Source organism: Rahnella laticis, from assembly GCF_015644585.1.
Lineage (GTDB): Bacteria > Pseudomonadota > Gammaproteobacteria > Enterobacterales > Enterobacteriaceae > Rahnella > Rahnella laticis.
Genome location: NZ_JADOBI010000006.1, coordinates 193903 through 213342 on the forward strand (window position 1 = coordinate 193903; position 19440 = coordinate 213342).

The window sequence follows — 19440 nt, forward strand, 5'->3', positions numbered from 1 at the left end:
AGCTATCAAACCTATCGCAATCATTGATCCAATCTTTTCCACAACCAGTTAAACTCTTAGGCAATTTTTAAGATTAGCGACGCCGGTAAGGCGTACTTCATTTTCGACAACTCATGGAAAATCCGATGACCAAACATTATGACTATCTGGCAATTGGCGGCGGCAGCGGTGGTATCGCATCAATCAACCGTGCAGCTATGTATGGGAAAAAATGTGCGCTGATCGAAGCTAAAGAGCTGGGCGGTACATGCGTCAACGTGGGTTGTGTCCCGAAAAAAGTGATGTGGCACGCCGCGCAAATCGCAGAAGCTATCCGCAACTACGGCCCGGATTATGGCTTTGACACCACCGTGAACAGTTTCAACTGGAAAACGCTGGTCGCCAACCGTACCGCCTACATCGACCGTATCCACACCTCGTACGACAACGTGCTGGGCAAAAATAACGTTGATGTGATCAAAGGTTTTGCGCGCTTTGTTGACGCTCACACCGTCGAAGTGAACGGCGAGAAGATCACCGCAGATCACATCCTGATCGCCACCGGCGGTCGTCCGAGCCATCCCAATATTCCGGGTGCAGAATACGGCATCGATTCCGACGGTTTCTTTGATCTGACCGAAATGCCAAAACGCGTTGCGGTTGTCGGCGCAGGTTACATCGCCGTGGAAATCGCCGGTGTGATGAACGGACTGGGCGCTGAAACTCACCTGTTCGTGCGTAAACATGCGCCGCTGCGCACGTTTGATCCGCTGATGGTTGATACGCTGGTTGAAGTCATGGAAGCCGAAGGCCCTGCGCTGCACAAAGAATCCATTCCGAAAGAAGTGGTGAAAAATGCAGATGGCAGCCTGACGCTGAAACTGGAAAACGGTCAGGAATTTGAAGTCGACAGCCTGGTTTGGGCAATTGGCCGCGAACCGGAAACCGACAACTTCAACCTGAAAGCGACCGGCGTGAAAACCAACGAAAAAGGTTACATCGTCGTCGATAAATTCCAGAACACCAGCGTTCCGGGCATTTACGCAGTGGGCGATAACACCGGCGCTGTTGAACTGACGCCAGTGGCTGTTGCTGCAGGTCGTCGTCTTTCCGAGCGCCTGTTCAACAACAAACCGGACGAGCATCTGGATTACAGCAACATCGCGACTGTCGTGTTCAGCCATCCGCCAATCGGCACGGTCGGCCTGACCGAACCGCAGGCTATCGAACAGTACGGCGTAGAAAACGTGAAAGTGTATAAATCCGCGTTCACCGCGATGTATACAGCGGTCACACAGCACCGTCAGCCATGCCGCATGAAACTGGTGTGCGTTGGTAAAGAAGAGAAAATCGTCGGTATCCACGGCATCGGTTACGGCATGGACGAAATGCTGCAGGGCTTTGCGGTCGCACTGAAAATGGGTGCCACCAAAAAAGACTTCGACAACACCGTCGCAATCCACCCGACCGGCGCGGAAGAGTTTGTGACCATGCGTTAATCGCATAAAAAGGTTAGCGATAACCTTTTTAGCACACGGATGTTGAAATGAATAATTCTCCCGGAGAATCTTTCCGGGAGAATTATGAAGATTGTTTAATCAGACAAATTTAGCCAGCGGGTCAGCAGCGGAAAAGGCAATTTCACGTTCAGCCTTTGGCGGATAAATCAGTTCGTTGGTAATGGCAATTTTGATTTTTTTCGCTTCCTCGCGCACTGACTGCACTTTCTGATCCCACCCTTCGGTATAAACAGCCCCCCAGCTCCCCAGATCAAGACAGGTCACATAGTTCACCTGACGGTAAGGAATTGGCGGTAAATCCAGAACGCTTGCCGCGACATTATTCCCCGCAAATTTGCCCAACTGAATAGCGTGCTGACACGTCATCAGCGCCGTATTCCCGACATCATCGCTGGCGGCATTTGCGACATCGCCGGTTGCATAGACACCGGGCACGCCACGAATTTGCAGGTTTTCATCAACGTATAAACGCCCCTGGTTATCCCGTTCCGCCACAAACTGTTCAGTTAACGCATTAGCCTGTACACCGGCAGTCCACACCACGGTGGATGAAGCAATGTGGCTTCCATCTTTTAACGTGACGCCATTTTCGTCGATGGCGGTGATCTCAGCGTTAAGACGCCATTCGATATCAAGCGCTTCCGATGCCTGTTCAATAACACCGCGCAACGCCTCGCTGTAGCGGCCACCGATAACAGCGCCGCGCTCGACTACGACAACCTTGGTCTGGATCCCAGGGCCAAACAATTCGCGAAGCCGCGCCGGTAATTCGGTTGCCAGTTCGATTCCGGTGAAACCACCGCCGCACACCACGACGGTATTGCGCGCTGGCGTCGGAGCCTGATTAACCAGTGAACTCAGGTGTTTTTCAAATACCTGGGCCGACTCAAGCTGATCGATATCAAATGTATGTTTCTCCACACCCGGAACCGGTGCCCGTTTTGCATTGCTGCCTGTTGCCAGCACCAGGCGGTCGTAACTTGCGAAAACAGTTCCGCCTTGCGCATCTTTGTACCAGACAATTTTTTCATTGGTATCAATGCGTTCTACGCTGCCGGCGATAAAGTTTACGCCCGTCGCCGTGAACAGAGGCATGAGTGGAGAAACCAGCGACGCCACATGGTTTTCATAGAACCGCGGACGCACACGCAGTTCAGGCTGTGGTGCTAACACGGTAATGACGATGTCATCGCGATCATTCATATGCGCCAGACGCGCCGCGCTGATTGCTGCCCACATACCTGCAAAGCCGCTGCCGAGAATAAGAATTTGCTTTTTCATGAGTCCTACCTTTGATTGTCAGGTCATATCCCTGGGATGACTGCGACTATACATGTCGTAGTTAACTGCGACAATAGTTTTCGTAGTTAAGAGAAAAAGCAAACGTTAACTAAAATTAAGAACATGATTAATAACATTAATATTATTTATTTAAAAAAACGCATGCCAAACCGGCCCTTTCAGTTACAAGCAATTCCTGTATAATGACTAAGATAAGATATAGCGGAGTTTACTATGGCATTTTACAGTTCTGGCGTTGAATATGGCATTCACAGCCTGGTTAGCATGGTCGATATCAATGGTGACGATCGGGAAATGAATGTCCGTGAAATAGCAGAATTGCAGGGCGTTCCTTACGATTATCTGGCAAAAATTTTCACCCGGCTTTCACGCAGCGGGCTGGTCGTGAGCAGCGAGGGAAAAGGCGGTGGTTTCCGGCTGTCCCGCTCCTCTGCATTGATCACAATGCTGGATGTTGTACAGGCCATCGATGGAGCAAAAGGCATTTTCGAATGTAAAGAGATCCGTCAGCGACTGGCTGTCTTTGAAGATAAGCCCCCCGCCTGGGCGTGCGAAGGGCCGTGCGGGATCCGCGCAGTGATGGACAGCGCACAGCAACGTATGGAAGAAGAACTTTCCCGGCATACGATTTTAGATCTGGCGCGAAAAACCTTCCGCAAAGCGCCAGATACCTTTCCGATTGAAGTGCAGGAATGGATTTCTGAACGGCGTAAGTTAAACAAGTAAAGGATTCTGCCGCCACCAGATCACACCGGTTAGGCGCTGAGTATTAACGACGACGATGCCCGGCCGAAGCCGCAACAGCGTGAAAGAAGCCTTTTTTATTGCCCTCAGTCCAGCAATATCACCTTCGGGCTGTCTGTTTCAAACAACGGTTTGCAGAGGATTTTATAACTGTCGCGGTCAAAGTGCGGGACGGCGATATCAAACTTTTTAGCGTCTTCCAGTGTTTTCACCGTGCCAAGATAGAACCAGTGATTGATGACGTGATATTCCGTCACGCCGCTGGCTTCTTCCACGATGGCGATGCGTCCCGGATACGGCCAGTTGCGGACTTTCAGGGTGCTGAGCGCATTTTTCAGGCGTTCCTGGTGGGCTTCTGGCGATTCTTTTCCGCAGCACACACCGGCACATTTCCCCAGAGAGAACCGGAAACACGCACGGTTTTTTGCCAGTTTCTCCAGCCCCAGCGCGCCATAACACAGCTTTTCCTGATCGGCGATATCGCGGATTTTTTCCAGCGCGGACATTTTGGTTTTGAACAGACCATACAGATCATCGGTGTGGGAAAAATCCACTTCATTGCTGAAAACAACCGTGGCGGTCAGGCCATGAAGGCGGATTGAACACAGCTTGCGGGTGTTGCGCAGACGCTTATTAAACAGCGGACGCCGGTTTTTAATCAGGTCAGATTCCAGCAATAACGCACCGACTTCACCGATGGTTTCGATGTATTCGATATCCCGCGTCATGTGCAGAAGTTTGGCTTCGTCGGCGTTGCGGAAATGCGACATCACGCGGCTGCGGATATTCACACTTTTGCCGATATACAGCGGAAAGGCTTTATCGTCGCCATAGAAAATATAAACCCCGGAGCGGGACGGTAAGTTTTCGAGCGTATGACGAAGATGTTCAGGGTACTTATAAAGCTCAGTAAAAAGCTCTTTTTCCGGATTCCACAAAATCGCTGACCTGTTGTTATCGGGGAAGATATCGTTTAAAAAAACAACGGCCGATAATACTGGCTATCCGTACAGCCTTCAACTCATGCAGCTAAAATAAAGTGTAAATTCTGACCGGCGAAAACTACGCCTGCGTGCGCATTTCAATATATTCCCGACCATTCAGTAAGTTGGCTAACGCAGCCTCGCGGGTTTCGCGCTGGTCTGACTGGATCCAGCCATACAGATTATCGATGTTATCGAAACGCACCAGCACGGTGTAAATCGTTTCGCCGTGTACCGGGCGTAAAACGTTAACACTTTCGTAACCGACAAACCGGGCTGAATCCGCCTTCAGCTTTTCCAGCCAGCCTTCGTATTCCGACAGCTTATCGCGCTGCACGCCGTGCGTAATCACCAGGGTGATGTGTTCGGGCTGATGTGGGTAAGTCACAGGATGTTCCTTCTGGTTAACCGCTGTTCTGGTTAACTGATTGTTGCGTTATATTGATGAACAATACGAAATGCGAACAGTTATTGATAACGGAAATTTTTTGGGAAGTTGTTAAACAAATTTTGGGGGTGGTGGAAATAATGCGACTAAGCCTTGAAGCGCTGCTGATCCTGGATGCGCTGGATCGTCACGGCACTTTTGCTGCGGCAGCGGCCAGACTGTTTAAAACCGCGTCTGCGCTCAGTTATACCGTGCAGAAAATGGAAAGTGACCTGAGTATCAAACTGCTGGACCGCTCCGGGCACCGCGCGACATTTACGCCAACCGGCCGTCTGATGCTGGAAAAGGGCCGCGTTTTACTGCGTGCGGTCAGTGAGCTGGAACAACAGGCGCAATATGTCGAGAGCGGCTGGGAAAGCAAACTGACGATCAGCGTCGATGCTTCCGTCCCTTTCGCCCTGCTCACGCCACTTATCGACCGCTTTTACGAACAACATCAGCACACGCAACTTCTGTTTCGCCACGACGTACTCGCTGGCTGCTGGGAAGCGCTGAGCTACGGCGAAGCCGACATTGTTTTCGGCGCGGTGCAGGAACCGGTCACGCGCAGCGGCATAGAATACCGCCCTATTGGCTGGCTGGAATATGTGTTTGCCGTCGCGCCGCATCACCCGCTGGCCTCGCTGCCGGAGCCGTTATTGCGTGAACAAATCCGTCAGTACCGCGCGGTGGTGGTTCACGATACGTCGCGTCATGGCGCAGGCACGGATTTGCGCGTGCTGGACGAGCAGAAAATGCTGAGCGTTCACGACTTCAACGCCAAAGTTCACGCACAGGTCGCCGGCCTGGGCTGCGGTTATCTGCCGCGTTATCTGGCCGCGCCGCATCTGGAAAGCGGTGCGCTGGTAGAACGCCGTCTGGATACTGAAACCCGCCGCGATCAGGCCTTTATGGCCTGGAACGAAAAGGCCACCGGCAACGCCGCCATGTGGTGGCGCGAACATTTACAGAATTTCGACGGCATCTGTTCCGTTTACAGCCGGGAATAATCGTTGCCCGTTTAAGCCGAAAGGCCGCATTGCGCGGCCTTTTTTCTTTCCTGCTTTTTATCTCACAGACAAATAATGCTGAACCACCGGCTTATTTTCACCGCGGTGATAACGCGTTACCTCGCTTTGCAAATCGGCGTCGGCATGCGAAACACGCTGATGCTGGCGTTATTCTGGCTCATGCGCGCCCCTTCAGGTCATCCCACGCGACATAAATAAATGCGCCGGCCAGACCAATATGTTCAAAGAAACCGTTCATCAGCATCGCCCGGTCATGTCCCGATGCCTGCCAGAAGGCGTTTGCCATAAAGTTGGCGACGACGGTAAACAACGCCAGGGCCAGCGCGCCCGCCCAGCGAAAACGTCCGGAAAGGATCAGCGCCGATGCGCCCAGTTCCAGAATAATCACGGCAGCGGCCATCGGCGCCGCCGGGGACAATCCAAAGTGCTGCATTTCGGCAATCGCACCGCCGAAATCAAATAACTTAACCAGACCGCCCTGCAAATACGCGGCACACAGGGCCAGCAGGGCAAACCAGCGGATAAACGCAAAACGAACAACGGGAACCGACAGGCCGGAAACAGGTGCATTACGCATCATTCTCTCCTGCCGGAACCCGCTCGCAGCGCAGTTCCGGCGTTAATAAAAGTTAAATACCTAAATCATTCGGGTTGCAGGAAGGCGGCAAGCGAAGGGATCCCGATGAGCTTACTCAAGTAAGTGATTCGGGTGACTGAACGCAGCCAACGCGCCTGTAGCCTGAAGGATGACGGTATTTTTAAGCTTTACGCTGCGGCGCTTTGTGCACCATGGTGTAGGCGTAATCCACGCCCATGCCGTAGGCGCCGCTGTGTTCGCGAACCAGATCCATGACGGCGTCGTAGGTTTCTTTGCGAGACCAGTCGCGCTGGTACTCGAGCAGAACCTGCTGCCAGGTCACCGGGATGGCACCGGCCTGCACCATTCGGTCGATGGAACGTTCATGCGCATCCACGCTGGTGCCGCCGGAGGTGTCGGTCACCACATACACTTCGTAGCCTTCTTTGAGCGCCATCAGGGCCGGGAAAGTCAGACACACTTCGGTCCACAGTGCGGAAATAATCAGTTTTTTACGGCCTGTCGCTTCAACGGCTTTCACAAACGCCGCGTCTTCCCAGGAGTTCATGGAGGTACGTTCAATCGGCTTCACATCCGGGTGAACCGCCAGCAGTTCCGGCCAGATATAGCCGCTGAAGCTTTCGGTTTCGACGGAGGTGTAAATCACCGGCACGTTAAAAACTTTGCCTGCTTTAGCGAGAGCGACGGTGTTATTTTTAAGCTGCTGGCGATCGATATTTGCGACGCCGAAAGACATTTGTGGCTGATGGTCGATGAAAATCAGGGTGGAGTTCTGTGGGTCCAGCAGATCGAATTTAGACATTTTCATTTCCTCTCAGAGTGCATTGTTGGGTTGTGTGTTTGTATTTAACGTTGTGTTGTTGTGCTGCTGGAAATCACAATACGGCAGAGGTTAAAACGCAGATAGCGGAAAGAATTTGCGAAGTTGTTCAGATTTTTTTGACAGGCTTTCGCCAATATATACAGTCAAAAATATTCCATACAGTCAGTGAGTTAGTAACAACAAAATCTTTTAACGAGTTATTAAAAATAACGCATTATGACTATTCCTAAGAAGCGTCTACTGTTTATTGCAGCACAACACACATTCACTTAAAGCCCTGCAAAATCACTCGCTGAGGAAAGACAAATGAGCACATTCACCACGCAAGACGGCACTCAAATTTATTTCAAAGACTGGGGAAAAGGTAAGACGGTTTTATTCAGCCATGGCTGGCCGCTGGATGCGGATATGTGGGACAGTCAGATGAATTTCCTGGCCGAACGCGGTTATCGCGCCATCGCTTTTGACCGCCGCGGTTTTGGCCGTTCAGACCAGCCGTGGGAAGGGTACAACTACGATACATTTGCTTCAGATATCAACGATCTGATTGAACACCTCGATTTGCACGACGTTACGCTGGTCGGTTTTTCCATGGGCGGCGGCGACGTAACCCGCTATATCAGCCGTTACGGTACAGCGCGCGTTTCAAGTTTAGTGCTGCTCGGCGCGGTGACGCCGCTGTTTATTAAGACAGACGATCATCCGCAAGGCATTGATAAAGCGGCCTTTGACGGCATCAAAGCCGGTTTACTGAAAGACCGCGCGCAATTTATCAGTGATTTCGCGACGCCGTTCTACGGCACCAATCAGGGCATGACCGTTTCCGACGGCGTGATGACGCAGACGCTGAATATCGCGCTGCTGGCCTCGCTCAAAGGTACCGTGGATTGCGTGACCGCTTTCTCTGAAACCGATTTCCGACCGGATATGGCAAAAATTACCGTGCCGACGCTGGTTATCCACGGCAGCAACGACCAGATTGTGCCGTTTGAAGCCACCGGCAAACTGGCCGCTGAGATGATCGAAAACTCACAGCTGAAAGTGTACGAAGGCGCACCGCACGGTTTCGCGGTCACGCATCAGGATCAGCTGAATGACGATTTGCTGGCGTTTCTGAAAAGCCTGTAACCGCCGCCGCTGAACGCTAAAAAGGCATTCCCCGCAAAGGGAATGCCTTTTTCTTTGGCGCATATTCTGGTGAAAAAAACAGCGCTTCACGCCACCGGCAGTTTATCCAGAATCGCCTGCGCGGTATTCACGTCGGTGACCAGCGAGTTAATCATGCCCGAACGCACCGCGCCGATAATCCCGGCGGCTTTTTCCGGCGTCGCGGCCACTCCAATGGTCAGCGGCGTTTTGCGCAGCTGTTCCACCGACGCCGCAATCATTCGCTCCTCGCCTTCCCAGTGCAATAACTCACCGGATTCCGTGAAGTAGTGGCGCAACACGTCGCCCGCCGCATCGCTGAGCGCCTGTTCGCCCGGCGTCGCCGTGGTTGATTCACTCGGTTTCGGCGTATGCGTCAGGCCGACGCCGACAATCGCCGCGTCCAGCTTGTCCCACAGGGAAATAATTTCCTGCACGCTGCCGTCCGCGAGAAACGCATCACGCAATTCTGCCGAAGAAATGTAAGGCGCATGCAGAAAATACGGCGTGCCTTCCATCTGTTCAGCCGCGCGGCGCACGAACTCGGTGATCTGAAAATGCGGCGCAGACTGCTGCATTCCGCCATTAAGCGCCACGGTCATAATGCCCGGCAAACGCGGCATTCCGGCCAGTGTCACCTCGCGCACCGCCCTTCCCCAGCCAATGCCCAGCACCGAACCGGCACCTAAACCGGCTTCCTGCAATAACGCGGCCAGCGGCGTCGACAGCGCACCCAGCACATTGCCCGGCGGCGCATCAACCACATACGCGTGCTTCAGCCCGAGGCGGTTAATCAGGTCAGACGTCATGTCTTCCGGCGAAGATAATCCCACCACTTCGATACGCACAATGCCCGCCGCACGGGCTTTATTCAGCAGCCGCGAGATTGTCGCCGTTGAAACATCCAGCTTGCGCGCAATCTCCACCTGAGACATATCAGACTCGTAATGCAGCTTCGCCACCAGATGCATCATGGCACGCGTTGCTGCAATATCTTGCAAAATTGGCTCTTTCAGCTTGAAATTCCTTTCAGTAATGAATTACACTCAAATCGTCGATTGAGGGATTATTGCGCAACACCTGTAGAAATGCAATGTGCCGGATCGGGCTTCAACCCTTATAAACCGGCGTGTTACGCGATTTTTCCGCCCCTTTCAGCCAGGGGGTAAAGACAGAACGTCCAGTGTAATCGAGATTTTTTCATCTGTAATAAATTTCACGCAAAGGAGAGTTCCATGTCAAAAATGTCTACTTCAGAATTACGCAGCTATCAGCAGATTTGCGGTAAAAATGGCGCAATGCTGGTGATCGCCTGTGACCAGCGCGGTGCCATGCGCAGCCTGCTCGCCAGCGACCCTCAGCAACAATCCGCGATTTCCGAACACGAACTGGGTCTCATCAAAGCCGACATCACCCAATATCTCGCCAGCAAAGCCTCCTGTGTGCTGGTCGATCCGGTTTGCGCGGTACCGCAGCTGGTGGACAACGGCATTATTGCCCGCGATACCGCGCTGCTGATCGGCCTTGACGCATCAGGCTGGGATAATTCGCCGGAAGGCTACCGTCTGTCGCGGTTAGTGGCGAACGTAGATGCGCGCCGCGTGCGTGAACTGGGCGCGACCGGTGGCAAAATTATGGTGTATCTGCGTTCGGATCAGGAAGCCGCCAACCGCCATAACATTGAAATACTGCGTCAGTGCATCGACGATTTCGCCCGCGAAGATCTGCTGCTGGTGGTGGAGTTCCTCACCTATAAACTCGACAACGAAACCGAGGAAGAATATAAAGAAAAAGTCCCGTCCCTGATTTATGGCGGTACAAAGATTTGCCTGGAATGCGGCGCGAAGGTGCTGAAACTGCCTTATCCGGGTTCAAAACAGGCCTGCGCAGACATCACTAAACTGGCCGGAGACGTGCCCTGGGCGGTGCTTTCCGCGGGCGTTGACCACGCCACTTTCCTCAAACAAGTGGCAGATGCCATGAGCGAAGGCGCATCTGGCGTGATTGCCGGGCGTTCCCTGTGGAAAGACTGTATCTCGCTGGATCGCAGCGCGACAAAATCCCGGCTCGAATCGCTGGCGGTTCCGCGTCTGAACGAACTTCAGGCCGTCATTCAGCAATATTTCCATGCCCCGGCCCGCAACCAAACTGAACAGGTGGAACATGTCTGAAAACAGAAGCGCCTCACGAAATGGCTTTACCGGCAAACGCGTCATCCTGGTAAACGGGATCCCGGCGTCAGGTAAAAGCCGGCTCGCCGTTGAGCTTTCTGAATACAGCGGCTGGCTGCAACTGTCGCTTGATGGCATCAAAAACCCGTTTCTTCAGCGGCTGCAAAATGTCGATCGCCCTTTTAACCGCGTGCTCGGGCTGGCAAGTTATCAGGTTATCTGGGATATCATCGGCGGCGCACCGCAGGGCAGCACCTTTATTACCGATGCGTGGTTTGGTTTCCAGCCAAAAGACGTGTTGCAGGATTATCTGCAACGGGCGGGCGTCACGCAGGTTCTGGAAATCTGGTGTCAGATTGATGCAGAACTCGCAGCGGAACGTTTTGCTTCACGACTCGGGGAACGTTTACCCGGACACGTCGGGGCAGAATATATTCCCGAATTAAAAATTCTCGCCGGAAATGCACGACCAATGGCGTTAGGGCCAGTTTATTCTGTTGACCAGAATGTTATTGCACAAAATAAGCCTGTAAATATTGTTGATATCCATGAATGGATATTAAATTCATTTCATACCCAGACACAATAAACATCCACAAAAGGAAAAATTCATTTACTGAAAAGTCAGTGCATTCTGATATCAGGACCAGGCTAATGCCCTACTATCATTAATTCCTTCATGTCGTTTGAAATTATTATCTTTCATTAATGGCAAATAGGATTGGATAGATCACAGTTTTTATTTTAATTAAATATCATACTGAGAAAAGACCCTATTAATGTGAAGAGGTATTATGTTAAGCGACTGGATTAATGAAAATAACACCACCATTATCACCAGAATAAAAGACTGGCAAAGCGCCGTCGCATTAGCTGCGCAACCTTTAATTGATTCCGGCGCCGCCGAAAGTCGCTATCTTCAGGCGATATATGACATGCACCGGGAAATCGGCCCTTATTATGTTTTGGGTGAAGGAATTGCCATGCCACATGCCCGGCCAGAAGAAGGTGCTGTCAGAACCGCACTGTCTCTGGTGATTGTTTCAGAAGGTGTTGAATTCGGCAGCGAAGATAACGATCCGGTCTATGTCATCTTCGCGCTGGCCGCCGTTGACAGCCATTCGCACATTGAAATGATCGCCAGCCTTTCTCATCTGTTCTGCGATGATGAAGCGGCTAAAAAATTAAAACAGAGTAAAAACAAGCAGGAAGCGTTAGATATTATCCGGCAGTTTTAGACGTGAAGTGTAGAGAGATGAATATACCCCTTAATGAACGCCTACAAAGAACCTAAGGAAACGTGATGAAAAAGTTATCTATTCTTGCGGTATGCGGTGCGGGTCTGGGCAGCAGTTTTGCCTGTGAAATGAGTATCGAAGCCGCGCTGAAAGATTTAGGCGTGGAGGCGGATTTATCGCACTGCGATATTTCCAGCGCCACCTCATCCAGAGCCGACATTATTATGACCGGCGAAAACTTCAGATCGCAGTTCCAGCATTACACCATCAGCGCCAATATTATTTACCTGAAACGCCTGGTGGATAAAAATGAAATAAAAACCAAGCTGACGCCGGTTCTACAGGAAATGGGTCATCTGGCAATCTGATAATAATAACATTTTGACTCACAGAACGACTAAACCGACAGAACAATTACCGTGAACTCTACAGGGGACTCTTATGTCTTTCCTTCACTTTATTGTCAATGATGTATTAGGCCAGGCATCAATATTAATTTCTCTTATCGCCATGATTGGCCTGATTGCATTAAAGAAAAGTCCGGGGCAAATTATTACCGGCACTTTAAAAACGCTGCTCGGATTTCTGGTTTTACTTTCCGGCGCCAGTATTATTGTCAATGCGCTGACTTTCCTGGGTGAAATATTCCAGAAAGGTTTCCATATGCGCGGCGTGGTCACCGACGTCGGTTCAATCGCCGGTATCGCACAACAAACGCTCGGGCGGGAAACGGCCTTAATTATGGTGCTGGCGTTTATCGTCAATATCCTGATAGCCCGCCTGACCCGCTTTAAATATATCTTCCTCACCGGTCAGGCGTCATTGTGGATGGCGACCGTCTGTTCCGTCATCGGCTATATGGGCGGCCTGCGCGGTGCAGAGCTGATCATTACCGGCGGCGTCATTGCGGGTGTGATGGCGGTCGGTATGCCGGTGCTGGCACAACCGATTGTGCGCAAAATTACCGGCTCCGATGACTTTGCGCTCGGCCATTTCTGCACTATCGGTTACATCGTGCAGGCTGGCGTGGCGAAAATCACCGGTAACGTCAACAAAAGCACCGAAGATCTCGAATTGCCGCAGGCACTCTCCTTCCTGCAAGATACCTACCTGTCGATGATGGTGGTGATGATCCCGATTTACCTGATCCCCGCCATCGCCGCCGGCCCGGAAGTCGTCGCGCCTTTCGCCAACAGCGTTAACTATCTGGTCTACTCGTTCCTGCAATCCATTCAGTTTGTGGTCGGCGTTTACGTGCTGCTCTCCGGTGTGCGTCTGCTGCTGGCGGAAATCGTCCCGGCTTTCCGCGGGATCGCCCTGCGCATCGTGCCCAACGCCATTCCGGCGCTCGATTGCCCGGTGCTTTTCCCCTACGCGCCGAACGCGGTCATCATCGGCTTTATCTCAACCACCATCGGTTCTGTTATCGGCATGTTCCTGTTCCCAAGTCTCGGGCTGGCGATGATTTTACCGGGCATGCTGACCAACTTCTTCGCGGGCGGTACGGCGGGCATCTTCGGTAACGCCGTCGGCGGGCGTCGCGGCGCGATTATCGGCGGCATCTTCCACGGCCTGTTTATCACGTTGCTGCCAGCGCTGTTATTGCCGCTGCTGGGTAAATTCGGCTTCTCGAACGTGACCTTCAGCGACTCGGACGTCATCAGCGTCGGGCTGGTGTTCGGCCATATTCTTAACTTCTTCCATTAACTGAGCCGGAGGGCATTCCAGATGGAAAAAATAATGGATACGCGTATTGAGCAAATTTTATCGCAGCAGCTGCCACCGCAGGAATCGGCCAAAGCGCTCAACGAACTGGGGAAAGAGTATCAGGAGCAGCAGGATCTGGAGGCCGCCATTGCCTGCTGGGAGCAAAGTATGGCGTGCTACGGAAAGCCCGGTTTCGCGCAGGCGCAACTGATGAAAGCCTATAACACGCGGCGTCGCGAGTGTTCACAGGCCGGTGACGGCAAGGGGCTGGAGGTATATTCGGAGAAAATCGATGCGCTGATGCAAAAAAGTAAGGACGCCATCCGTTACGGATTTTGAGCCAAAAAAAGCCAGAACTAAGGTTCTGGCTTCTGCCGTTTACGGATTCAGCGATTTCGTCCGCTGCGCAAAACCTTTACGCAGCTTTTGCAGTTTCGGCGGGATCACGGCCATGCAATAGCGGTTCTGCTGCCCCGCGCCTTCCCAGTAATTCTGGTGATAACCTTCCGCCACAAACACTTCGCCCAGCGGTTCGATGCTGGTGACAACCGGATCGTTATGATCCTGCTGCGCACGCAAAATGGCGGCTTCCGCTTCGGTTTTTTGCTGCTCACCGGCGGGGAATATCACCGAGCGATATTGCGTGCCGACGTCATTTCCCTGACGGTTCAGCTGGGTCGGATCATGCGTGACGAAGTGAATATCCAGCAAATCGCCGTAACTGAGTTTCGCCGGGTCAAAACCGACGCGAATGGCTTCTGCGTGACCGGTTACGCCCGTGCAGACCTGCTCATACGTCGGGTTCGGGCGCGTGCCGCCCGTGTAAACACTTTCCACCGACTCCACGCCGATGACGTCTTTGAACACCGCTTCCGTACACCAGAAACAGCCGCCACCGAAGATAGCGTATTCGATTGTCATACAGACTCCTTGATTTAGGGGACAAAGAAATAATGGGGGCGGAACACGCAGAGATAAAGAGAAGATAATAAAAAATGCCGGATGAAATTCTTCCGCGCTGAAATTTATAATATTTTAGGAAAACTAATTTACCTTATAAAGAGTAGTGATTTTCCATCTGATTGATCTGCATTTTTTTTCATGGCAGTATCGTTGCGATTGAAATACAGGAAATCCCCCCTATGAAAGACGTAATTGAAGGCTTCCTCAGATTCCAGAAAGAAGCGTTTCCGCAACGCTCTAAGTTATTCAAAGAACTCGCATTAAACCAAAATCCTAAGACCCTGTTTATATCCTGCTCTGACAGCCGGTTAGTGCCGGAATTAGTCACGCAGCGTGAACCGGGTGAACTGTTTGTTATCCGCAATGCCGGTAACATTGTGCCGCCATTCGGGCCGGAACCGGGCGGCGTCTCTGCCACCGTCGAGTACGCTGTGAAGGCGCTGGGCGTAAAAGATATCGTGATCTGCGGGCATTCCAACTGCGGCGCGATGGGCGCAATCGCCAACTGCACCTGCCTGGATCACATGCCGGCGGTAGCTCACTGGCTGCGTTATTCCGATGCGGCGAAAGCCATCAACGAAGCCACTGAACACGCCACGCCGGAAGCGCGCGTCAACGGCATGGTGCATCAGAATGTGGTCGCACAGCTGAGCAACCTGCGCACACACCCTTGCGTGGCGGTGGCATTAGCGAAAGGCGAAGTGACCCTGCACGGCTGGGTTTATGATATTGAATCAGGCTGTATCGAAGCATTTGATGCGAAGAGCGCCAGCTTTATTTCGCTGTCAGATAATCCGGAAGTCAGAGCCAGTTAATTATTTTTCGCATGCCGGAAAATTAATTATCATCCGGAATATTGTGGGTAATATTCCGGATGATAAATCAAAGCATCACCCCGTTCGTTATTTGAAATAATCCTTTCCAGAGCACTAAATCAGCGCCCGCTAAACCGACACTCATTATAATCTGAACGCGCCACCGCCTTTTCCACCAGAGTGAGAAAACTGATGCCCGTTATGCCGTTAAACCGTCTGGCCGATTTGCCCGCCGCGCAGTGGGATGCGCTGGTGCCCGCGCAACAACCGTTCCTCAGCCATGCGTTTTTATCCACACTCGAAGACAGCGGCAGCCTGGGGCCAAATTCCGGCTGGCGTGCGGAACATCTTCTGTGGCAGGAAAACGGCAAAATTCTGGCGGCCATTCCCGGCTATCGAAAACGCCATTCTTACGGTGAATATGTGTTTGATCAGGGCTGGGCGGATGCCTGCCAGCGCTCGGGCATTGCGTATTACCCGAAATGGCTGGGCGCTGTGCCGTTCAGCCCGGTGACTGGCGCACGGCTGCTGGGCGATGAAGCGGCGGCGGTAAACCTGATACAGGCATTGCCGGAATATCTCGTTGAAAACGGACTGACCGGTGCGCACATCAATTTCACGGATACTCGCGCCAACCGGCTGCTCGGCGATGAACCCGGCTGGCAGCACCGGCTGGGTTGTCAGTATCACTGGCAAAACCGCGACTACCGCGATTTTCAGGATTATCTCGACGCTCTCACCTCACGCAAACGTAAACAATTCCGCAAGGAACGCGAACAGGTCGCGGCGCAGGGCATCGAATTTGTGTGGCGGGAAGGCGCAGAGCTGACCGAAACGCAGTGGGATTTCGTCTACGCCTGCTACAGCAATACCTACCGGATCCGCGGCCAGTCACCCTATCTGACCCGCGACTTTTTCAGCCTGCTGACAGAAAGAATGCCGGAGGCGATCCGCGTGGTAATGGCGCAGCAAAATGGCCGTGACGTGGCGATGGCGTTCAGTTTAATCAGTGGCGATACATTTTATGGCCGCTACTGGGGTTGTCTGGCGGAGTTCGACCGGCTGCACTTCGAAACCTGTTTCTATCAGGGGATGGAATATGCGATTGCGCACGGGCTGGCACGGTTCGATGCGGGCGCGCAGGGCGAACACAAACTCCTGCGCGGGTTTGAGCCGGTGATCACCGACTCGTGGCACTATTTACGGCATCCGGGTTTGCGCGACGCCGTCGAAGATTTTCTGGTGGAAGAACGTGCCGGCGTGCAGCGCTGGGCCGATGAAGCCCGTGAAGTGCTGCCCTACCGGCACGCTCCGTCTTCAAACGAAGATTAATCCATCCCGACAAATCCGCCGGTCTGATGCTGCCACAGACGGGCATACAGACCGCCGTGCGCCAGCAGCCCGGCGTGACTTCCCGTCTCGACAATCTGCCCTTTTTCCAGCACCACCAGACGGTCCATTTTGGCAATGGTCGATAACCGGTGTGCAATCGCAATCACCGTTTTGCCGCCCATCAGCGTTTCCAGGCTTTCCTGAATCGCCGCTTCCACTTCCGAATCGAGCGCCGACGTGGCTTCATCCATAATCAGGATGGGTGCGTTTTTCAGTAACACGCGCGCAATCGCAATACGCTGACGCTGACCGCCGGAAAGTTTCACGCCGCGCTCGCCGACGTGCGCATCCAGCCCGGTTCGCCCCAGTGAATCATAAAGCTGCGGAATGAATTCATCGGCACGCGCCTGACGTATCGCCAGCTGCAATTCTTCATCCGTCGCGCCCGGTCTGCCGTACAGCAGATTGTCGCGAATAGAACGGTGCAACAGCGACGTGTCCTGCGTGATCATACCGATTTGCGCACGCAAACTGCCCTGCGTGACGTCGGCAATATTCTGCTCATCAATGAGAATCCGCCCGCCATCGATGTCGTAAAGCCGGAGCAACAGGTTCACCAGCGTGGATTTCCCCGCGCCGGAAGGCCCGATCAGGCCGATCTTCTCACCGGGGCGGATCGCCAGATCCAGATTCCGGATCACCGGGCTGCCTTTTCCGGAGTTCTCTTTACCATAATTAAATTCTACGTGATCAAAACGGATCGCCCCCCGATCGACTTTCAGCGCCGGTGCCTGCGGTTTATCCGTGACGGTCAGCGGCTGCGCGATGGTGTGCAGGCCGTCCTGCACCGTACCGATATTCTCGAAAATGCCGTTCACCACCCACATAATCCAGCCGGACATATTCACGATACGAATCACCAGCCCCGTCGCCAGCGCGATAGCCCCGACGGTGATCAACGATTGTGTCCACAGCCACAGCGCCAGCCCGGTGCTGGCGACAATCAGCAGACCGTTAAGCGTGGTGATCGCAAACGCCATGCCGGTTAACAGGCGGCCAGCCAGCTGGGTTTTGACGGTTTGTTCTGTGATGGCTTCGCGTGCGTACTGCTGCTCGAGATCGGTATGCGCGAACAGTTTGAGCGTCGAAATATTGGTATAGCCATCCACAATGCAGCCCATCAGTTTCGAACGGGCTTCGGACGATTCAACCGAACGCTGCTTCACGCGCGGAACGAAATACCACAGGCAAATGGCGTAACAGAAAATCCAGATAATCAGCGGGATCATCAGACGCCAGTCGGCTTGCGCAAAAAGGAACAATGCGCTGGCGGCGTAAATCACCACGTGCCAGATGGCATCGACCATTTGTACCGCGGAATCGCGCAGCGAACTGCCGGTTTGCATGATGCGCTGGGCAATACGCCCGGCAAAATCACTCTGGAAAAAGTTGAGGCTCTGCCTGAGGACGTATTTGTGATTCTGCCAGCGGATCATACTGGTCATGCCAGGCGTCAGCGTCTGATGAACCAGTAAATCATTCAGCCCGAAAAACACCGGCCGCATGACCATCGCCACCGCCGCCATCCACAGGAGTTCGCCCATATGGTCAGAGAAAAAACTGCCCGGCGGCGTGTCTTTGGTGAGATCGATAATCTGGCTGAGATAGCTAAACAGCGACACCTCAATCAGTGACGCCACCAGCCCGACCACCAGCAGCACCGCAAAACTCGGCCAGACCTGACGCAGATAATAAAGATAAAAAGGCCAGACCTTACCCGGCGGCTCAGCCCCCGGTGCCTCCCGAAAAATGTCGATCATTCGCTCGAACCGGCGAAAAAGCATGGTACACCTCTTAATGGATTTATCGTCAGGGCTGTCCTGCCCTGATGCTCTGGCTTGCATGACGTTACAGAACCTTTAAGCGTAGAAGGTTTTTAGCGCTTTACCCAGAAATAATATTCATTTGGCTTATTGATTGGCGTTAAATAAACAAATTAATAAATACGGAGAGTTATTTAAAATAATAAATAATCCGACCAGAGGCTCATAATTAAAAAATATACCATGTTAGAATAATTAGCAGAAAATAAACGTATGAAAATCTCACACTGAAATATAGCTATAAATCGCTTATAAAAGGACTTTTAAGAATGTCAAACTGTACATATTTAACCATAAATGGAACGACTCAGGGTCTGATATCAGCCGGTTGTTCAAGCTACAATTCAATCGGTAACAGATTCCAGGCAGGGCATGCAGATCAGATACTTATCTATTCATCTCAGCATGATATTACCCGTGAGCAAAACGTGAATCATCACCCGATGCACGTCACTAAACCTCTGGATAAATCGACGCCATTACTGCTGGTCGCTATTTCTAATAACGAACGTATTCAGTGTATTTTGGATTACTACAGAACTTCGCAATACGGCGTGCAGGAGAAGTATTTAACCATCAAACTGACTGATGCCACCATTGAAAGTATTTCCTCGACCAATCCCAGCACGCTTCCGGGAGGAGATTCACAGCCTTATGAGACACTTTCATTACGCTACGAAACCATAGATGTCACGCATCATATCGCGGGAACTTCTGGTTATAGCTTATGGATTGACAGAGTTTCTTAACGATTCCGTCAGTGCCATTTGGGTTGATC

21 protein-coding genes and 1 pseudogene are annotated in these 19440 nt (G+C 52.3%); 13 read left to right on the forward strand and 9 right to left on the reverse strand.

Translation table 11 applies throughout. From position 1 onward, the window contains the following. Positions 1-125 precede the first annotated feature (125 nt). The gene (gene gorA, locus IV433_RS15100) at positions 126-1478 is read left to right on the forward strand and encodes a glutathione-disulfide reductase (RefSeq protein ID WP_195814822.1); all 1353 of its coding nucleotides are present in this window, start codon (positions 126-128) and stop codon (positions 1476-1478) included. Between the two features lie 99 nt (positions 1479-1577). Here the strand turns inward: gorA and IV433_RS15105 are convergent, their stop codons facing one another. Continuing rightward, entirely contained in the window at positions 1578-2780 is a 1203-nt protein-coding gene (locus IV433_RS15105) for an NAD(P)/FAD-dependent oxidoreductase (protein ID WP_195814823.1), read from the reverse strand. A 234-nt stretch (positions 2781-3014) separates the two neighbouring features. Here IV433_RS15105 and IV433_RS15110 point away from each other — a divergent pair, with 234 nt between their 5' ends. Next, on the forward strand, positions 3015-3527 hold the full coding sequence (locus IV433_RS15110) for an RrF2 family transcriptional regulator (RefSeq protein ID WP_195814824.1): 513 nt from the start codon (positions 3015-3017) through the stop codon (positions 3525-3527). A 104-nt stretch (positions 3528-3631) separates the two neighbouring features. Here IV433_RS15110 and cho read toward each other — a convergent pair whose 3' ends face one another. Together cho and IV433_RS15120 are read right to left on the reverse strand one after the other, a co-directional pair. Beyond that, complete coding sequence (gene cho / locus IV433_RS15115; RefSeq protein ID WP_195814825.1) at positions 3632-4483, reverse strand: excinuclease Cho; 852 nt, start codon at positions 4481-4483, stop codon at positions 3632-3634. Between the two features lie 124 nt (positions 4484-4607). After that, positions 4608-4916 (reverse strand): transporter, encoded by a 309-nt coding sequence (locus tag IV433_RS15120; RefSeq protein ID WP_195814826.1) that lies wholly within the window; start codon positions 4914-4916, stop codon positions 4608-4610. Between the two features lie 140 nt (positions 4917-5056). Here IV433_RS15120 and IV433_RS15125 point away from each other — a divergent pair, with 140 nt between their 5' ends. Continuing rightward, positions 5057-5965: a LysR family transcriptional regulator gene (locus tag IV433_RS15125; protein WP_195814827.1), complete on the forward strand. Its 909-nt coding sequence runs from the start codon at positions 5057-5059 to the stop codon at positions 5963-5965. A 57-nt stretch (positions 5966-6022) separates the two neighbouring features. Here IV433_RS15125 and IV433_RS26300 read toward each other — a convergent pair. From IV433_RS26300 to IV433_RS15140, 3 genes and pseudogenes are all read right to left on the reverse strand, one after another. Continuing rightward, positions 6023-6121 (reverse strand): annotated as a pseudogene (locus tag IV433_RS26300) (hypothetical protein); the annotation flags it as partial. A 22-nt stretch (positions 6122-6143) separates the two neighbouring features. Then, a complete protein-coding gene (locus IV433_RS15135) occupies positions 6144-6563 on the reverse strand; it encodes a DoxX family protein (RefSeq protein WP_195814828.1) in 420 nt (139 codons plus the stop codon). 181 nt (positions 6564-6744) lie between these two features. Then, positions 6745-7386: a hydrolase gene (locus IV433_RS15140; protein WP_101077598.1), complete on the reverse strand. Its 642-nt coding sequence runs from the start codon at positions 7384-7386 to the stop codon at positions 6745-6747. A 327-nt stretch (positions 7387-7713) separates the two neighbouring features. On the opposite strand from IV433_RS15140, the gene IV433_RS15145 reads away from it, so the two are divergent. Next, entirely contained in the window at positions 7714-8535 is an 822-nt protein-coding gene (locus IV433_RS15145) for an alpha/beta fold hydrolase (RefSeq protein ID WP_195814829.1), read from the forward strand. 86 nt (positions 8536-8621) lie between these two features. On the opposite strand, the gene IV433_RS15150 is transcribed toward IV433_RS15145, so the two are convergent. Further along, positions 8622-9554: a sugar-binding transcriptional regulator gene (locus IV433_RS15150; RefSeq protein WP_218522032.1), complete on the reverse strand. Its 933-nt coding sequence runs from the start codon at positions 9552-9554 to the stop codon at positions 8622-8624. A gap of 234 nt (positions 9555-9788) precedes the next feature. Here IV433_RS15150 and IV433_RS15155 point away from each other — a divergent pair, with 234 nt between their 5' ends. The 6 genes from IV433_RS15155 (at position 9789) to IV433_RS15180 (ending at position 14008) form a co-directional block, all read left to right on the forward strand. Continuing rightward, positions 9789-10724 (forward strand): tagatose-bisphosphate aldolase, encoded by a 936-nt coding sequence (locus IV433_RS15155; protein ID WP_195814830.1) that lies wholly within the window; start codon positions 9789-9791, stop codon positions 10722-10724. Then, positions 10717-11313 carry an AAA family ATPase gene (locus IV433_RS15160; RefSeq protein ID WP_195814831.1) on the forward strand — a complete coding sequence of 199 codons (597 nt, stop codon included), beginning with the start codon at positions 10717-10719 and terminating at the stop codon, positions 11311-11313. The genes IV433_RS15155 and IV433_RS15160 overlap by 8 nt, the downstream gene beginning before the upstream one ends. 205 nt (positions 11314-11518) lie before the next feature. Next, positions 11519-11962, forward strand: coding sequence for a PTS sugar transporter subunit IIA (locus IV433_RS15165; protein WP_195814832.1), 444 nt, complete (start codon positions 11519-11521; stop codon positions 11960-11962). A gap of 65 nt (positions 11963-12027) precedes the next feature. Beyond that, complete coding sequence (locus IV433_RS15170; RefSeq protein ID WP_165060888.1) at positions 12028-12330, forward strand: PTS sugar transporter subunit IIB; 303 nt, start codon at positions 12028-12030, stop codon at positions 12328-12330. Positions 12331-12403: 73 nt separating this feature from the next. After that, the gene (locus IV433_RS15175; RefSeq protein WP_195814833.1) at positions 12404-13669 is read left to right on the forward strand and encodes a PTS sugar transporter subunit IIC; all 1266 of its coding nucleotides are present in this window, start codon (positions 12404-12406) and stop codon (positions 13667-13669) included. A gap of 33 nt (positions 13670-13702) precedes the next feature. Continuing rightward, complete coding sequence (locus tag IV433_RS15180; RefSeq protein WP_195814834.1) at positions 13703-14008, forward strand: hypothetical protein; 306 nt, start codon at positions 13703-13705, stop codon at positions 14006-14008. A gap of 39 nt (positions 14009-14047) precedes the next feature. On the opposite strand, the gene msrA is transcribed toward IV433_RS15180, so the two are convergent. After that, positions 14048-14590, reverse strand: a complete 543-nt coding sequence (gene msrA / locus IV433_RS15185; protein WP_195814835.1) for a peptide-methionine (S)-S-oxide reductase MsrA — start codon at positions 14588-14590, stop codon at positions 14048-14050. 221 nt (positions 14591-14811) lie between these two features. Between msrA and IV433_RS15190 the strand changes: the two genes are divergently transcribed. Both IV433_RS15190 and IV433_RS15195 read left to right on the forward strand, forming a co-directional pair. After that, the gene (locus IV433_RS15190) at positions 14812-15447 is read left to right on the forward strand and encodes a carbonic anhydrase (protein ID WP_152327605.1); all 636 of its coding nucleotides are present in this window, start codon (positions 14812-14814) and stop codon (positions 15445-15447) included. 192 nt (positions 15448-15639) lie between these two features. Next, positions 15640-16779, forward strand: coding sequence for a GNAT family N-acetyltransferase (locus tag IV433_RS15195; protein WP_195814836.1), 1140 nt, complete (start codon positions 15640-15642; stop codon positions 16777-16779). Here the strand turns inward: IV433_RS15195 and IV433_RS15200 are convergent. Continuing rightward, a complete protein-coding gene (locus IV433_RS15200; RefSeq protein WP_195815001.1) occupies positions 16776-18623 on the reverse strand; it encodes an ABC transporter ATP-binding protein in 1848 nt (615 codons plus the stop codon). The genes IV433_RS15195 and IV433_RS15200 overlap by 4 nt on opposite strands. Positions 18624-18931: 308 nt before the next feature. Here IV433_RS15200 and IV433_RS15205 point away from each other — a divergent pair, with 308 nt between their 5' ends. Beyond that, a complete protein-coding gene (locus IV433_RS15205) occupies positions 18932-19411 on the forward strand; it encodes an Hcp family type VI secretion system effector (RefSeq protein ID WP_195814837.1) in 480 nt (159 codons plus the stop codon). Positions 19412-19440: the final 29 nt, after the last annotated feature.

Bases quoted from the DNA above. Each gene is read 5' to 3' on its own strand.
- gorA (WP_195814822.1), top strand. From the start codon at position 126: ATGACCAAACATTATGACTATCTGGCAATTGGCGGCGGCAGCGGTGGT.
- IV433_RS15105 (WP_195814823.1), bottom strand. From the start codon at position 2,780: ATGAAAAAGCAAATTCTTATTCTCGGCAGCGGCTTTGCAGGTATGTGG.
- IV433_RS15110 (WP_195814824.1), top strand. From the start codon at position 3,015: ATGGCATTTTACAGTTCTGGCGTTGAATATGGCATTCACAGCCTGGTT.
- IV433_RS15125 (WP_195814827.1), top strand. From the start codon at position 5,057: ATGCGACTAAGCCTTGAAGCGCTGCTGATCCTGGATGCGCTGGATCGT.
- IV433_RS15135 (WP_195814828.1), bottom strand. From the start codon at position 6,563: ATGCGTAATGCACCTGTTTCCGGCCTGTCGGTTCCCGTTGTTCGTTTT.
- IV433_RS15140 (WP_101077598.1), bottom strand. From the start codon at position 7,386: ATGTCTAAATTCGATCTGCTGGACCCACAGAACTCCACCCTGATTTTC.
- IV433_RS15145 (WP_195814829.1), top strand. From the start codon at position 7,714: ATGAGCACATTCACCACGCAAGACGGCACTCAAATTTATTTCAAAGAC.
- IV433_RS15155 (WP_195814830.1), top strand. From the start codon at position 9,789: ATGTCAAAAATGTCTACTTCAGAATTACGCAGCTATCAGCAGATTTGC.
- IV433_RS15160 (WP_195814831.1), top strand. From the start codon at position 10,717: ATGTCTGAAAACAGAAGCGCCTCACGAAATGGCTTTACCGGCAAACGC.
- IV433_RS15165 (WP_195814832.1), top strand. From the start codon at position 11,519: ATGTTAAGCGACTGGATTAATGAAAATAACACCACCATTATCACCAGA.
- IV433_RS15170 (WP_165060888.1), top strand. From the start codon at position 12,028: ATGAAAAAGTTATCTATTCTTGCGGTATGCGGTGCGGGTCTGGGCAGC.
- IV433_RS15175 (WP_195814833.1), top strand. From the start codon at position 12,404: ATGTCTTTCCTTCACTTTATTGTCAATGATGTATTAGGCCAGGCATCA.
- IV433_RS15180 (WP_195814834.1), top strand. From the start codon at position 13,703: ATGGATACGCGTATTGAGCAAATTTTATCGCAGCAGCTGCCACCGCAG.
- msrA (WP_195814835.1), bottom strand. From the start codon at position 14,590: ATGACAATCGAATACGCTATCTTCGGTGGCGGCTGTTTCTGGTGTACG.
- IV433_RS15190 (WP_152327605.1), top strand. From the start codon at position 14,812: ATGAAAGACGTAATTGAAGGCTTCCTCAGATTCCAGAAAGAAGCGTTT.
- IV433_RS15195 (WP_195814836.1), top strand. From the start codon at position 15,640: ATGCCCGTTATGCCGTTAAACCGTCTGGCCGATTTGCCCGCCGCGCAG.
- IV433_RS15200 (WP_195815001.1), bottom strand. From the start codon at position 18,623: ATGCTTTTTCGCCGGTTCGAGCGAATGATCGACATTTTTCGGGAGGCA.
- IV433_RS15205 (WP_195814837.1), top strand. From the start codon at position 18,932: ATGTCAAACTGTACATATTTAACCATAAATGGAACGACTCAGGGTCTG.